The sequence below is a fragment of the Siccirubricoccus deserti genome (genome assembly GCF_014283215.1).
Taxonomy (GTDB): Bacteria; Pseudomonadota; Alphaproteobacteria; order Acetobacterales; family Acetobacteraceae; genus Siccirubricoccus; species Siccirubricoccus deserti.
The window spans coordinates 50,306-65,451 of the sequence record NZ_JACOMF010000029.1 but is presented as its reverse complement, the minus strand read 5'-3'; the positions used below and the strand labels follow the sequence as shown (position 1 = coordinate 65,451).

Genomic DNA, 15,146 nt, shown 5'->3' with positions numbered 1-15,146 from the left:
TCAGCTTCTGGGATTACCTCGGCGCCAGGCTCGGCATCCCAGGCCAAGCCAGCATCCCGTACTTGCCCGACTTGGTCCGGCAGCGCTGCCAGCCCGCCTGACCACCACAGGTTTTGCCCCTCTTACGGATCTTTGCACCCGGCGGCGCAACCCGTTTCAGGTCATGGCATCGGGGAGACAGCCGGGCCAGGGCGCCGGTGAGTCAGGGCTTCACGGCATGGTCGAGGACGACCGCCTCAAGGAATGGATGAATCGGCCCATCGCCGGCACCGCCGGACGGGTGGTGGAATGCGTTGCCGCAGACCAGTGCCGGGATCGGCTAGCGCGCAGCGCGCAGGCGCCACGCATTGAAGCGTGGTGCCCAGGCGGTCAGGATCATTGTGAACAGGGCCGCCTCGGAGTCAGGCGACAGTTTCGGCAGATGCCGTTCGGCCAGGTTCAGCCGGAGGACATGGTTTGCACGTAGGCCCATGCCGCCTGCTGATCGGCAATGGACCTCGCCGTGACGCACATGCTGCAATGCGCGCACTGTCGGCCAAGGCCGGCGCCGCCGTCCCGGCAGCCGCCGGCACCCGCTGCCTCGGGTATGGAAATCACCCCAGGGCGGCCCGGACTCGCCGGTCGTAGTCATCCGCCAGGGCATGCAGCGCCGCCGCCCCGTCGCCGGCGAAGGACGGGCCATGCATCAGCCCAAGGGTACGCGGCGCCAGCCCCGCCAGCCGGCGGATCGTCGGCCCCATGCTGGGGTGGAGGCTGGAGGAGAGGAACATATCCTCGGCCGCGATCGCCGGGCCGACCACATCGCCCCCGGTCAGCGCGGGACCATCGCCAAGTTGCGTGAACAGGTCACCGCACAGCAGCGTCCCGCTGGCTTCCTCAAGGAGCACGCCGGCATCCCAGCCATGCGGGATATGCGGCGTGTCCAGCCAGCGCACCCGCCGGCCACCACCGAGGTCGATGGTCTCGCCATCGCCCAGGATGCGGGGCGTCCGGTCGGCCATGTCGTTCAGCGACACCAGACAGCCGGTATGGCCATGCGCCGCCTCCGCCTGCGGCGCCACCGCCAGCCATTCGTTCATCGCGCCGCACTCATCCGCCTCATAATGGCCGAAGGTGATCCAGCGCAGCCGCTCCGGTGGGGTGATGCGGGCCAGCGCCTCCCGCACCTGCGGGAACATCCGCCGCAGCCCGGTGTGGAACAGCAGCGGCTCATCCCCCAGGATGAGGAACTGGTTGAAGGTGAAGCCGGCCGGCGGGCCGATCTCCGGCACGAAAATCGACAGCCGGTAGATGCCGTCGGCAATCTCATCGGTCCGCGCTTCCATGGTGCCCTCCTCCTTTCAAGCCGCAAGCTCCAGGATCTCCCGCACCTGCGCCGGCCCTTCGATCCGTCGCGGGTTGCGCGGTACCCAGGGCGTGCCCATCGCCTGTTCGGCGATGCGGTCGAAATGCTCTTTCCCGATCTTCACCGCCGAGAGGCTGCGCGGCATGCCAAGGCCGCCGATGAACGCGTCCAGCAGGTCGCCCGCTTCCGCCCCCGGCTGCTCCATCGCCGCCGCCACCATCGCCTGGCGCGCCGCATTGGCAGGCTTGTTCCAGCGCATGACCGAAGGCAGCATGATGCAGGACGTATGGCCGTGCGGGATGTCGAAGGCGGCGCCCAGCACATAGCCGATGCCATGGCTCGCCCCCATCGGCACGCCGGTCGCCAGCGGCGCCATCGACAGCCAGGAGCCGAGCTGACAATCCAGCCGCGCCTGCAGATCGGCCGGGTCCGCCTTCACCCGCTTCAGGCCGCTGACCAGCAGCGCCAGGCCCCGCAACGCCTGGGCATCGGCATAGGGGTGCGCCTCCGGCGAGCAGATGCCCTCCACGCAATGGTCCACGGCGCGGATTCCGGTCGAGAGGAACAGCCATTCCGGCGTATGCACGGTCAGCGCCGGGTCGAGGATGACCGCGGCCGGGATGATGCCCGGATGGCTCAGCACCTCCTTCACCCGCCGGCGCTCATCGGTCACGCCGGAGAAGGCGCTGAATTCGCCGGCGGACAGCGTGGTCGGCACGGTGATCTGCCGCACCTTCGGCGGGTTGCAGGGCGGCGGGCCCATAACCCCGTCCGGCCCCTTCACCGGCCGCAGCGCGTCCATCGCCTCGGCGCTCCGGATGTCATTGGCGAGGCAGAGCTGCACCGCCTTGGCGGCATCGGTGATGGAGCCGCCGCCGACCGTCACGATAAGGTCGGCCTTCGCATCGCGGGCCATCGCCGCCGCCTCGATCACCGCACGGCGCGGCGAATGCGGCGGCATGCGGTCGAACACCCCGGCGCAGAGATTGCCAAGCGCGGCACGGATCCGGGCAATCTCCTCGGTCTCCCGGTGCAGCGTGCCGCTGACCATCAGGAACACCCGTTCCGCCCCGGCGCGGCGTGCCAGCTCTGCCACCGCCTGGGCCGCGGGCCTGCCGAAGACAACTTCTTCCATCTTGCTGAAGACGACGCGGCCATTCGTGGTCATGGCGTTCCCTCCCGGGTTGTTCTCCCCTGAGAGGGCAGCCTAGCACAGCCAGTGGCCGGCTGGTGCAAGCCGGCGCGATCCGCGATGCTCCGCCCAGCGCCCCCCGAGCCACGGAGCCCGCATGGCCAGCACGCTGTTCCGCAATCTCCGCCTGTTCGACGGCCTGGCCGACACCCTGGCCGAGGGCATCGAGATCCTGGTCGAGGGTGACCGCATCAAGGAGGTGGCGGATACGCCCATTGCCAGCGCCGTGGCGCGGGTGGTGGATTGCGCCGGCCGCACCCTGATGCCGGGGCTGATCGATGCGCATGTGCATGCCTATGGCGTCGACGCCGACCTCGGCCGGCTGGACCGGCTGCCGCGCAGCCTGCAGGCGCTGCGCGCGGCGGAGCGGTTGAAGGACTCGCTGAAGCGCGGCTTCACCAGCATCCGCGACGCCGGCGGCGCCGATTGGGGCCTCGCCATCGCCATCGAGACCGGGCTGATCACCGCGCCGAGGCTGTTCTACCCGGGCCGCGCCCTGTCGCCGACCGGCGGCCATGGCGACATGCGCCCCCATGTCTTCCTCGACCAATTCTGCGGCTGCTGCGCCCCGACCCAGGCGATCAGCACCATCGCGGATGGGGTAGATGAGGTACGCCGTGCGGTGCGTGGCGAGCTGAAGCGCGGCGCCCATGCCATCAAGATCATGGCGAGCGGCGGGGTCGCCTCCCCCTCCGATCCGATCTATGCGCTGCAATACAGCGACGAGGAGATCGCCTGTGCGGTGTGGGAGGCCTCGGCCTGGCGCAGCTATGTGCTGGCGCATGCCTATACGCCGGAGAGCATCCACCGCGCGGTGCGGCTCGGCGTCCGATCGATCGAGCATGCGAACCTGATCGACTCGCCGACCGCCGCCTTCATGGCGGAGAAAGGCGCCTTCGCGGTGCCGACCCTCGTCACCTATGAGGCGCTGGAGGCCGAGGGGCCGGCACTCGGCCTGGCGCCCGAGAGCATGCGCAAGCTCGGCGACGTCAAGGGCGCCGGCCTCGGCAGCCTGGAAATCCTGTCCCGCGCCGGCGTCGCCATGGGCTTCGGCACCGATCTGCTGGCGGAGATGCACGCCCGGCAGTCGGATGAGTTCGTCATCCGCCGCCAGGTGCTGCCCGCCGCCGATGTGCTGCGCAGCGCCACCAGTGTGAATGCGACGCTGCTGCGCAAGGGCGGCGAGCTGGGCGTCATCAAGCCCGGCGCCCTGGCCGATCTGATCCTGGTGGAGGGCGATCCGATCGCCGACATCGGCGTCCTGACCGGCCAGGGCGAGCGCATCCCCTTCGTCATGAAAGCGGGCGAGGCGCTGATCGACCGGCTGGGCTGAGCCGATCGCGCCACACCGGCGGTCCCGGCCGGTGCCGCTGCGAACTACCGCCGTACCAGCGGACAGCTCCCCTGCTCGATCGGCCGGAATGCCTGCTCCGCCGGCACCGTGCCGACCAGCGTCCGGATACGGCTACATGGTGCGGATGGCGCCACAGGTGCTGGATTTCTCGGGCTGGATGGCGCTGCTCGGCCGCGACGGCGCGATCAACGCCGCGCTGCAGGGCATCGGCCGATCAGCAAGTCGCTGACCTTGCTCTACACCCGCGGCACGGTCATCGCCGACATCCTCGCCGACGCGGGGCCCTAGATGATCCTGGCCCTGGCGGCGGTGCTGGAAGGCATTCCGCGCAACCTGGAGGAAGCCGCCGGCAATCTCGGCACCGGGTGGTGCTGCCGCCGGCGCTGCCCGGCGTCGCTGCGGGCTGCATGCTGGTGTCCATCCTCTGCATGAGCGCCTATGCGACTCCGGTTCTGCTCGGCGGACCACAGTTCAAGATGAAGGCGCCGGTCGCACAGCCAGCGGCAGGCTGGCCAGGACCAGCATGGTGAAATGCTCCATGGAATGCTCCCCGGTGGGCAGGCCAGCAGGCACGTCCGAGGGCATGGCGCAGTGACCGGCATCGGGGCGGGGCAACATCAGCATGGTATCGCGCGTTAACTCCACTCCATGCCGCCGCGCATTGGGCGCGGCAGGAGAAGGAGAGTTCATGCCACCTTCAGATCCCCGTCCGCCGCCCGGCTTCCCCGGCCCGGAGATTCCGCCCTCGCCCCCTGCACCGCGGCCCGACCCCGGGCCGGACCCCATCCCGCCGGTTCCCGGACCGGGTCCGGAACTGCCCCCGCAAACTCCGCCAGGGCCACGGGAGATGCCGCCGCCGATAGCATCATAGTATTGATATTGCACTGGAATTTCTAGCCATCCTGGCACCGCACAAGCATCCTTCTGGGCGCCGCCACGTTGTGGTCGGGCAGGTCGCCAACCGGCGGCCAGGCGAAAATAACCAGTGGAAGGATCCCGCACATGGCGAATACCCAGGGCGGCAGCAAGAATTCCAATCCTGGCAACTTTGCGAATGATCGCGAAAGGGCATCGAAGGCCGGCCATATAGGCGGCACGCACCAAGGCGCCGAGAACAACCCCGGCAACTTCGCCAACGACCGTGAGCGGGCCCGCGAGGCGGGCCACGTCGGCGGCATGCATCAGGGCCGGGAAAACAATCCGGCGAACTTCGCCAATGACCCGCAGAAGGCCCGCGAGGCAGGCCATGTCGGCGGCACCCATCAGGGCCGGGAAAACAACCCCGGCAATTTCGCCAATGACCCGCAGAAGGCCAGAGAAGCCGGACGCAGCGGCGGTCAGCACAGCGGTGGCGGCGGTGGCGCCCAGCACAACCCTGGCAATTTCGCGCAGAACCGCGAGAAGGCCAGCGAGGTTGGCAAGAAGGGCGGCCAATCCAGCCACGGCGACCGCAGCTGAGACCTGCGGGCTGAGTTGAGCTGAGCGCCCAACAGGGCAAGGGACGGGCCGGCGGCAACGCCGGCCCGCTTCGCGTGCGTGGCTTGCTGTCTCGATCCGCTGGCCGCAGGATTGTGGCCGGAGAATGCGGAGGAGCCCAGGATGGCAGCACCGTCGCGCGGCGACAGGGTGAAGAATATTCATTCCCGGTCAGTCACGATGAACGGGGTATCCGCCTGTGCCGGCATCCTGGGGAACGCCCCCGTCGGCCATGGTGGCATCGCAGCATGATCACCACCGTCGTGCCGGCGCACGAGCCACAGCCGGCGGCCCGCCGTGGCGGCTCGCTGGCCATGGCGTGACGCGCGGAGACGCGGCGGGATCATCACCCTTCCTGCCGGCTGGTCGTCGGCCATGACCGCGGCGCATAGTGCGTGCGACGTCCGAGACGCCAACCGGCATCAGCTGAATCGCGTAACCAAGGCAGAACACACATGATCGTTGGATTTATCGGCCTCGGCACCATGGGTGCCAGCATGGCGAGCAACCTGCAGAAGGGCGGCTACAAGCTGGTCGTCAACGACATCGCCCGGCAGAACGCCCAGCGTCACATCGACGCCGGCGCCGAATGGGCCGCCACCCCGAAGGAGGTGGCGGAACGCGCCGATGTCGTCTTCACCTCCCTCCCTGGCCCGCCTGAGGTCGAGTCGGTGATCTACGGCGAGGATGGGCTGATCGCCGGCGCGCATCCCGGCATGGCGTATTTCGACCTGTCGACCAACAGCCAGGATCTGGTGCGCCGCATCCATGACGACATGGCGCCGAAGGGTGCCGCGGTGTTCGATGCACCGGTCAGCGGCGGCCCGCACGGCGCGGCCAGCGGCAAGCTGGCCATCTGGGTCGGCGGCGACAAGGCGCTGTACGAGAAGCTGAAGCCGGTACTCGACAGCTTCGGCGACAAAGCCTCCTACATCGGCCCGATCGGCTCCGCCACCGTGGCCAAGCTGGTGCACAACCTGTCCGGCTACGCCATCCAGACGGTGATGGCCGAGACCTTCACCATGGGCGTGAAGGCAGGCATGGACCCGATCGAGTTGTGGAAGGCGATCCGCGAAGGTGCGCTCGGCCGCCGCCGCACCTTCGACCGCATCGCCGACCAGTACCTGATCAACCACTACGACCCGCCGGCCTTCGCGCTGAAGCTGGCCTACAAGGATGTCTCGCTGGCGGTCGGGCTCGGCCGCAAGGTGGGCGTGCCGATGCGGCTCTGCAACCTGGTGCAGGAGGAGATGAGCGAGGCGCTGAACCGCGGCTGGAGCCACCGCGACAGCCGCGTCACCATGCTGCTGCAGAATGAGCGTGCCGGCGTCACCATCAACTGCGACCGGGCGAAGGTGAAATCGGTCCTCGATTCGGACAAGGGCTGATGTACCGCGTCTACGCCATCCGCTACGCGCATCGCGACGCGAAGCGAGCGGATCATTTCATCGGCGGCGATCCGCATGACGCGCCGATGCCGATGGACTACTTCGTCTGGGCGGCGATCGGCGAGCAGCGCAGCTTCGTCATCGACGCCGGCTTCACCGAGGCGGTGGCGAAGCGCCGCAAGCGGCAATGGCTGCGCTGCCCGGCGGACAGCCTGAAGCTCATCGGGCTGGATCCGGCGAATGTGCAGGATGTCATCCTGACGCATCTGCACTACGACCACGTCGGCAGCTTCGACAAATTTCCCAAGGCGGATTTCCACCTGCAGGAATCGGAAATGCACTACGCCTGCGGCCGGTACATGCGCTACCCGAAGCTGTCGCACAGCTTCGAGCCGGATGACATCGCCGGCATGGTGAAGCTGAACTTCGGCCAGCGCGTCCGCATGCTGGGCGGCGACGCCGAGATCGCCCCCGGCATCCGCACCTATCTGGTGAAGGGGCACTCCGCCGGGCTGCAATGCGTGACGGTGGAGACGCAGCGCGGCACGGTCGTGCTCGCCTCCGACGTCACGCATTTCTACGAGAACATGGAAGCCGGCCGCCCCTTCACCACCGCCTTCCACATCGGCGAGATGCTGGAGGGCTTCGACAAGCTCCGCCAACTCGCGCCGAGCCCGCAACACATCGTGCCGGGCCATGACCCTGAGGTGATGCGCCGCTATCCGGCAGTGCCGGGGCTGGAAGGCATCGTCGCCCGCCTCGACCTGCCGCCAAGCGAGTAACCCGGGCTGGTCCAGGGGGCGCCCGCCCCCTGGCGGTAGGGATCTGGGGAAGGCGCCGCCTTCCCCAACACTCGCGCGGTCACCTCTCCAACCGAATTCCCGCCTTCCGCGCCACCTCCGCCCAGAGCGGCAGCTCCGTCTTGATCACCTGCCGAAATGCCTCCGGCATCAAGCCGACCGGATCAAGCGACAGTGCCTGAAGCTTTTGCCGGATCATCGGCTCATGGCCGGTCGCCGCGGCCTCGGTGGCAAGGTGTTCGAGGATAGCGGCCGGCGTGCCGGCAGGCGCCAGCATCCCACTCCACAGCCGCAAGGTCAGGTCGGGGTAGTCCAGCTCCGCCATGGTCGGGCTGTCCGGCCAGGCGGGCAGCCGCTGCGCCGCCGTCACCGCCAGCACGCGCACCCGCCCAGCCTGGAAGGCGACGGCGGCCGGGCCGGTATCGACCAGCGCCATGGTCACCTCATCATTGGCGACCGCGTTCACCGTATCGGCGCTGCCGCGATAGGCGACATGGATGAAGCGGGTGCCGGCGCGCTGGTTCAGCAACTCGGTCGGCAGTTGGAAGCTGGTGGCGCTGGCGCCGTAACTGCACTGCTCCGGATGGTCGCGCGCGAAGGCCAGCAGGTCCTGCATGGTGCGGAAGGGGCTGCCGGTGGCGACCACCAGCACCAGCGGAAAGGCCGCCAGCAGCGACACGGGCGCGAAGTCGCGCAGCGGATCATAGGGCAGCCGGTCGTAGGTGGCGGGGTTGAAGACGATGGGGCCGCTGGCGCCGATCAGCAGCGTATGGCCATCCGGCACCGCCCGCGCCACCAGTTCCGCACCAAGGATCGCCTGGGCGCCCGGGCGATTCTCCACCACGAAGGGCTGGCCGAGGCGCTCGGCCAGCCGCTGGCCATAGAGCCGCGCAAGGATGTCGTTGGCCCCGCCCGGCGTATAGGGCACTACCAGGCGCACCGGCCGGTCCGGCCAGGCACCGCCACTGGTCCGGGCCTGCGCGGCGAAGGGCAGCGCGGCGGAGGCCAGCAGGGCGCGGCGGCGGATCACGGCGGGTTCACCCGTGCCGTCGGCACCGCCGCCTGGCCGCGGCCATGCGTCACCGTGCCGCCGCCGAGGGCGGTCGCCTGCGCCTGGAGTGGTCCCGGCGTCCCTTCTCATCGAGGATCGAGGCGAAAACAGTGCCAAGGTAGTGCAGCCCTTCCGGCCGATGATGCGTGGCGCTGTGCCGGGCCATGCTGCCGGTCCCTCCAATCCGCGCCGAAGGTCGGGCGGCAAGGCGGTGGCTGTCAAACCCCGTCCTCATGCTAGGCTGCCGGCAATGGAGGAGACACGATGGGACCGTTGCAGGGCTTTCGCATCCTGGAATTCGCCGGCATCGGCCCCGGCCCCTTCTGCGCCATGGTGTTGGCCGATCTCGGGGCCGAGGTGATCCGGATCGACCGCAAGGCGGGCCCGCCCGGCGACCGCCGTGACTTCACCGGCCGCGGCCGCCGCTCCATCGCCCTTGACCTGAAGTCCCCGCACGCCATCGCCGCGGTGCTGCGGCTGGTGGAGGGCGCCGATGCGCTGCTGGAAGGCTTCCGCCCCGGGGTGACGGAACGTCTCGGTCTTGGGCCCGATGCCTGCCTCGGCCGCAACCCGCGCCTCGTCTACGGCCGGATGACCGGCTGGGGGCAGGACGGGCCGCTGGCCCAATCAGCCGGGCATGACATGAACTACATCGCCCTGACCGGCGCGCTCTGGGCCATTGGCCGTCCCGGGGAGCGTCCGGTGCCGCCGCTCAACCTCGTCGGCGACTACGGCGGCGGTGGCATGCTGCTGGCGATGGGTCTGCTGGCCGGGCTGCTCTCGGCGCAGCGCACCGGCCAGGGCCAGGTGGTGGATGCGGCGATGGTCGATGGCGCGGCGCTGCTGATGGCGCCGATCTACGCCATGAAGGCACGCGGCCGCTGGGGCAACCAGCGCGGCAGCAACATGCTGGATGGCGCCTCCCCCTGGTACGACACCTATGAATGCGCCGACGGCCGCTGGCTCTCGGTCGGGCCGATCGAGCCGCAATTCTTCGCCCTGATGTGCGACAAGCTCGGCCTCGATTCGAATCGCTTCCCGGACCGGATGGAGCCCGCCAGCTGGCCGGCGCTGAAGGCCGAGCTGACGGCGATCTTCCTGACCCGCACGCGGGACGACTGGGCGGCTCTGTTCGAGGGCACGGATGCCTGCGTCGCCCCTGTGCTCGACATGGAGGAAGCGCCGGCGCATCCGCACAATGCCGCGCGCGGCACCTTCCTCGCCCGCGACGGCGTGGTGCAGCCCGCCCCGGCGCCGCGCTTCAGCCGCACCCCGGCCGAGCCCGGCGCCCCCGCCGCGCTGCGCGGCGAGCACACAGAGGCGGTGCTGCGGGATGCCGGCTTCACCACGGCCGAGATCACCGCCCTGCGCGACGCCGCAGCCATCTGAACGGGAGGACAATGATGGACACCACCATGGGCGGCACCGCCGCCAGTCTCACTGGCCCGCGGAGTGTCTTTTCCTCCGATCACGAGATCTTCCGCGGCCAGGTGCGCCGCTTCTTCGAGAAGCACATCGTGCCCTTCCACCGGCAATGGGAACGGGATGGCATCGTGCCGCGCAGCCTGTGGCTGGAAGCAGGCAGCGCCGGGCTGCTCTGCCCGATGCTGGCGGAGGAATACGGCGGCGCCGGCGCCGATTTCGGCTATTCCGCCGTCATCATCGAGGAGATCGCCCGGACCAACTGCACCGGCCCTGGCTTCCCGCTGCATTCCGACATCGTCGTGCCCTACATCGCCGATCTGGCGAGCGAGGAGCGGAAGCGCGAATGGCTGCCGAAGATGGCGCGCGGCGAGATCATCGGCGCCATCGCCATGACCGAGCCGGGCATGGGCAGCGACCTCAAGGCGATGCGCACCACGGCGAAGCGCGACGGCGACCATTACGTCATCAATGGCTCCAAGACCTTCATCAGCAACGGCCAGCTGGCGGATCTGGTCATCGTCTGCGCCAAGACCGACCCCTCCGCGGGGCGCAAGGGCATCAGCCTGATCTGCGTCCCCGCCGGCACGCCGGGCTTCACCAAGGGCCGCAACCTGGAGAAGATCGGCCTGCATGCACAGGACACCTCGGAGTTGTTCTTCGAGGATGTCCGGGTGCCGGTCGGCAACCTGCTGGGCGAGGAGAACAAGGGCTTCTCCTACCTCATCCGCAACCTGCCGCAGGAACGGCTGGTGATCGCCGTGCGGGCGGCGATGGGGATGGAGGTGATGCTGCAGAAGACGGTGGACTACGCCCGCGAACGGCAGGTCTTCGGCCAGTCGGTGATCGACTTCCAGCACAACCGCTTCAAGCTGGCGGATGCCAAGGCCCAGGCTGCAATGTTCCGGGTCTTCGCCGATCATTGCCTGGCGCTGCACCTGCGCGGGGAGTTGACCGTGGAACTGGCGGCGACAGCCAAGCTGCTGGGTGCCGAGATGCAGAACCGGCTGTTCGACGATTTCCTGCAGATCCACGGCGGCTATGGCTACATGGCCGAATACGAGATCGGCCGCGCCTGGGCCGATGCCCGGGTCGGCCGGATCTACGGCGGATCGAGCGAGGTCATGCGGGAGATCATCGGCCGCACGCTCTAGGCGCTTGCCGACCGGGTCCTTGCAAGCCGGGGGGCGCGGGCCGATGTCGGGGGCATGATCGCTTTCGACAATAGCTATGCCCGCCTGCCCGATCGGTTCTTCGCCCGGCTCGATCCGACGCCGGTGAAGGCGCCGGCACTGATCAAGGTGAACGAGCCACTCGCACGGGAGCTCGGCCTCGATCCCGCCGACATCGACGCGGATGTGGTCGCCGGCAACCGTATCCCGCAGGGCGCCCAGCCGATCGCCCAGGCCTACGCCGGCCACCAATTCGGCCATTTCACCCCGCAGCTCGGCGATGGCCGTGCCATCCTGCTGGGCGAGGTGGTGGGCCGGGATGGCGTGCGGCGCGATATCCAGCTCAAGGGCTCCGGCCCTACCCCTTGGTCGCGCCAGGGTGACGGACGGGCGGCACTGGGCCCGGTGCTGCGCGAATACCTGATCAGCGAGGCCATGCACGCCATAGGCGTGCCGACCACCCGTACCCTGGCGGCGGCAACCACTGGCGAATGGGTGTTCCGAGAAGGAGCCCTGCCTGGCGCCGTGCTGGCCCGGGTCGCCGCCAGCCACATCCGCGTCGGCACCTTTCAGTACTTCGCCGCCCGCAGTGACATGGAGGCGGTGAAGCTGCTGGCCGACCATGCCATCGCCCGCCACTATCCGGCGGCCGCCAAGGCCACGAACCCGTATCGTGCCTTGCTGGAAGCCGTGGTGGCGCGGCAGGCGCCGCTGATCGCCCAATGGCTACATATCGGCTTTATCCATGGGGTGATGAACACCGACAATTGCGCCATCTCCGGCGAGACCATCGATTACGGTCCCTGCGCCTTCCTCGATGCCTATGATCCGGCGGCGGTGTTCAGCTCCATCGACCAGGGCGGGCGCTATGCCTACGGCAACCAGCCGCGCATCGCGCAATGGAACCTGGCCCGGCTGGCCGAGACGCTGCTGCCGCTGCTGGCGGAGGAGGAACAGGCCGCAATCGACAGCGCGCAGGAGGCGCTGGCCGGATTCGGGCCGCAGTTCCAGGCGGCCTATCTCGGCGGGCTGCGGCGCAAGCTGGGTCTGACGACGGAGCAGGAGGGCGATGCAGCGCTGGTACAGGACCTGCTGCAGCGCATGGCCGACAACCAAGCCGATTTCACCCTGACCTTCCGCGCCCTTTGCGATGCCGCCGCTGGGCCGGAGGGCGATGCGGCGGTACGGGCGCTCTTCACCGATCCCGGTGCCTATGATGCCTGGGCTCCCGCCTGGCGGCAGCGGCTGGCGGCGGAACCGGCAGCCGACCGCCCGGCGGCGATGCGCGCCACCAACCCCGCCTTAATCCCGCGCAACCACCTGGTGGAGGAGGCCATTGTCGCCGCCGTGGCGCGCGAGGATTTCCAACCCTTCGAGTCGCTGCTCGCCGTGGTGACCCGGCCATTCGACGACCAGCCGGAGGCGGCGCGCTACGCCCTGCCGCCACGGCCTGAGCAACGGGTGCTGCAGACCTTCTGCGGCACCTGACGCGCACTGGCACCATCGCCATGAAAAAACCCGCGCCGACCGAAGCCGGCGCGGGTCCCCGCCATTCTGGCAGCGACCGGCCGCGGGATTCTCCCGGCGGCCGGCCAAACCAGTTCAGATCAGAATGATGTCGTTCGTGTCGAAGCTGCCGAGACCGGCGAAGATGACGGTATCGGTGCCAACCGTCATCAGGTAGTCGCTGCCCAGAGCGGTGAAGATCGGCTCGAAGCCGGCATAGCTGGCCTCGGACAGCACCAGCTTGTCCACGCCGATGGTGAAGTCGGTGATGTAGTCATTGCCGTCGCCGGACTGGAAGTAGAAATAGTCGGCACCGTCGCCGCCGGTCAGCACATCGTCGCCGACGCCGCCATTCAGCGAGTCCGAACCATCGCTGCCAAGCAGCGTGTCGTTCCCGCCACCGCCCGCCAGGCTGTCGTCGCCGGCGCCGCCGAAGATGAAGTTGCCGAGGCTGTTGCCGGCCAGCGTGTCGCCGAAGCCCGAGCCGACCACATGCTCGACCGCGATCAGCGTACTGGTGTCGGCACCGACGGTCGCGCTGCCGTCGCCAAGGTCGCCAAGCGTCAACACCACATTAGTCGTGGCGAAGCGATAGTCGACCAGATCCTCGCCCTCGCCGCCATCCAGCATGTCATTTCCACCGGCGCCGGCGATAATGGTGTCGTTGCCGAGCCCGCCGTTCAGCATATTCGCCGCGGCATTGCCGATAAGATAGTCGGCGAAGCCGCTGCCGATGACACTCTGGATGTTGAGCAGCACGTCGGAGCCTTCGCCGACCGCGCCGTTGTTCCCCAGGTTGACAATCATCGGGCCGGTCGCGGCGGTGTAGTCGACGGTGTTGTTGCCGCCGCCGCCGTCCAGCGTATCGTTGCCGAGACCACCGGCCAGGGTGTCGTTGCCACCATTGCCGTACAGGTAGTTGGCGCCATCGTCGCCAGTGATGGAGTCGTCAAAGTTGGAGCCGACGACCCATTCGATGTTCAGCAGCGTGTCGGTACCCTCTCCGGTGGCAACACCATCCGCCAGGTTCACCACCACCGCAGCGGCGCTGAGGCGGTAATCCACCAGATCGAGCCCCTCGCCGCCGTCCAGGAAGTCATCGCCCGCGCCGCCCATCAGCGTGTCACTGCCGGCGCCACCATCGATGTTGTCGCCGCCGCCCAAGCCGACAAGATAGTTGTCGGCATCATCGCCGGTCAGATCGTCACCGAATTCGGTGCCGATCGCGCCTTCGATGCTGGTGAGCACACTACCGGAGTTGCCTTCGGTACCGGAACCGGTGCCGAGCAGCCCGAGGTTGACCGACACCGGGCCCAGGTTACCTCGGAAATCGGCGATGTCGTAGCCTTCACCGCCAATCAGCGTGTCCGGGCCACCCAGGCCGACGAGCGTGTCACTGCCGGCGCCGCCCACAAGCTGGTTGGCGCCGCTGGTGCCGGCGATGAAGTCGTTGAAATCAGTGCCAATGACGTTCTCGATGCTGATCAGCGTGTCGGTGTCGCCGCCATGGATGCCGGTGCCACCGTCGAGGTCGACAAGAACCGGCCCGGCGCTGCCGCTGTAGTCGGCGGTGTCGCTGCCGGCGCCGCCGTCGAGCAGGTCGTCGCCCGCGCCGCCGACCAGCGTGTCGTTGCCCGCGGCGCCCGAGAGGTTGTCGTCGCCGGCGCCGCCCTCCAGCCGGTTGGCCGCCGCGCTGCCGGTCAGGTCGTCGCCGAAGCCGGAGCCGACCAGGTGCTCGATGCCGACCAGCGTGTTGCCGTCGCCGTCGCCGCCGGTGCCGCTGCCCGGCACGAACTCCAGGGTCGCGCTGACCGCGCCCGACGCCCCGGCGTAGCTCACCGTGTCGCTGCCGGCGCCGCCGTCCAGCACCCCGTTCGCAGCGGCGATGATGGTGTCGTCGAAGCCCGAGCCGGTGATGTTCTCGATGTCGAGCAGCGTGTCGGTGCCCTCGCCGGTCACCACCCCGCCCGGCAGATCGGCCAGGACCGGCCCGGCGCTGCCGCTGTAGTCGGCGGTGTCGCTGCCGGTGCCGCCGTCGAGCAGGTCGTCGCCCGCGCCGCCGACCAGCGTGTCGTTGCCCGCGGCGCCCGAGAGGTTGTCGTCGCCGGCGCCGCCCTCCAGCCGGTTGGCCGCCGCGCTGCCGGTCAGGTCGTCGCCGAAGCCGGAGCCGACCAGGTGCTCGATGCCGACCAGCGTGTTGCCGTCGCCGTCGCCGCCGGTGCCGCTGCCCGGCACGAACTCCAGGGTCGCGCTGACCGCGCCCGACGCCCCGGCGTAGCTCACCGTGTCGCTGCCGGCGCCGCCGTCCAGCGAATCCGGGCCGATGCCCGCCACCAGCGTGTCATTGCCGCCAAGCCCCTCGAGCGTGTCGGCACCGCCGGTCCCCAGAAGCTCGTTGTCGGATTCGTCGCCGGAGATGAGCGGCATGGAAACGGCCTCC

13 protein-coding genes are annotated in these 15,146 nt (G+C 69.0%); 9 read left to right on the top strand and 4 right to left on the bottom strand.

What is annotated here, in order from left to right:
- Positions 1-217: 217 nt before the first annotated feature.
- A complete protein-coding gene (locus H7965_RS19550; RefSeq protein WP_186772266.1) occupies positions 218-466 on the top strand; it encodes a hypothetical protein in 249 nt (82 codons plus the stop codon).
- 127 nt (positions 467-593) lie between these two features.
- Here H7965_RS19550 and H7965_RS19545 read toward each other — a convergent pair whose 3' ends face one another.
- Together H7965_RS19545 and H7965_RS19540 are read right to left on the bottom strand one after the other, a co-directional pair.
- The gene (locus H7965_RS19545; protein WP_186772265.1) at positions 594-1,325 is read right to left on the bottom strand and encodes an oxygen-binding di-iron domain-containing protein; all 732 of its coding nucleotides are present in this window, start codon (positions 1,323-1,325) and stop codon (positions 594-596) included.
- A gap of 15 nt (positions 1,326-1,340) precedes the next feature.
- Complete coding sequence (locus tag H7965_RS19540; RefSeq protein ID WP_222440714.1) at positions 1,341-2,513, bottom strand: iron-containing alcohol dehydrogenase; 1,173 nt, start codon at positions 2,511-2,513, stop codon at positions 1,341-1,343.
- A gap of 121 nt (positions 2,514-2,634) precedes the next feature.
- On the opposite strand from H7965_RS19540, the gene H7965_RS19535 reads away from it, so the two are divergent.
- The 5 genes from H7965_RS19535 to H7965_RS19515 all read left to right on the top strand — a co-directional run bounded on the left by H7965_RS19535 (position 2,635) and on the right by H7965_RS19515 (position 7,537).
- Entirely contained in the window at positions 2,635-3,870 is a 1,236-nt protein-coding gene (locus H7965_RS19535) for a metal-dependent hydrolase family protein (RefSeq protein ID WP_186772264.1), read from the top strand.
- Positions 3,871-4,179: 309 nt separating this feature from the next.
- Positions 4,180-4,323, top strand: coding sequence for a hypothetical protein (locus tag H7965_RS19530; RefSeq protein WP_186772263.1), 144 nt, complete (start codon positions 4,180-4,182; stop codon positions 4,321-4,323).
- A 570-nt stretch (positions 4,324-4,893) separates the two neighbouring features.
- Positions 4,894-5,349, top strand: coding sequence for a con-10 family general stress protein (locus H7965_RS19525; RefSeq protein WP_186772262.1), 456 nt, complete (start codon positions 4,894-4,896; stop codon positions 5,347-5,349).
- Between the two features lie 473 nt (positions 5,350-5,822).
- On the top strand, positions 5,823-6,755 hold the full coding sequence (locus H7965_RS19520; RefSeq protein ID WP_186772261.1) for an NAD(P)-dependent oxidoreductase: 933 nt from the start codon (positions 5,823-5,825) through the stop codon (positions 6,753-6,755).
- Positions 6,755-7,537, top strand: coding sequence for an N-acyl homoserine lactonase family protein (locus H7965_RS19515; RefSeq protein WP_186772260.1), 783 nt, complete (start codon positions 6,755-6,757; stop codon positions 7,535-7,537). Before H7965_RS19520 ends, H7965_RS19515 begins: the two co-directional genes overlap by 1 nt.
- A 79-nt stretch (positions 7,538-7,616) precedes the next feature.
- Here the strand turns inward: H7965_RS19515 and H7965_RS19510 are convergent, their stop codons facing one another.
- On the bottom strand, positions 7,617-8,585 hold the full coding sequence (locus H7965_RS19510) for a Bug family tripartite tricarboxylate transporter substrate binding protein (RefSeq protein WP_186772259.1): 969 nt from the start codon (positions 8,583-8,585) through the stop codon (positions 7,617-7,619).
- 285 nt (positions 8,586-8,870) lie between these two features.
- Between H7965_RS19510 and H7965_RS19505 the strand changes: the two genes are divergently transcribed.
- The 3 genes from H7965_RS19505 to H7965_RS19495 are packed head-to-tail and all read left to right on the top strand — an operon-like array spanning position 8,871 to position 12,688.
- Positions 8,871-9,995 carry a CaiB/BaiF CoA transferase family protein gene (locus H7965_RS19505; RefSeq protein ID WP_186772258.1) on the top strand — a complete coding sequence of 375 codons (1,125 nt, stop codon included), beginning with the start codon at positions 8,871-8,873 and terminating at the stop codon, positions 9,993-9,995.
- 14 nt (positions 9,996-10,009) lie between these two features.
- Positions 10,010-11,182: an acyl-CoA dehydrogenase family protein gene (locus tag H7965_RS19500; RefSeq protein ID WP_229682715.1), complete on the top strand. Its 1,173-nt coding sequence runs from the start codon at positions 10,010-10,012 to the stop codon at positions 11,180-11,182.
- A 54-nt stretch (positions 11,183-11,236) separates the two neighbouring features.
- Positions 11,237-12,688: a protein adenylyltransferase SelO gene (locus H7965_RS19495; RefSeq protein WP_186772257.1), complete on the top strand. Its 1,452-nt coding sequence runs from the start codon at positions 11,237-11,239 to the stop codon at positions 12,686-12,688.
- 114 nt (positions 12,689-12,802) lie between these two features.
- On the opposite strand, the gene H7965_RS19490 is transcribed toward H7965_RS19495, so the two are convergent.
- A complete protein-coding gene (locus H7965_RS19490) occupies positions 12,803-15,133 on the bottom strand; it encodes a beta strand repeat-containing protein (RefSeq protein ID WP_186772256.1) in 2,331 nt (776 codons plus the stop codon).
- Positions 15,134-15,146: the final 13 nt, after the last annotated feature.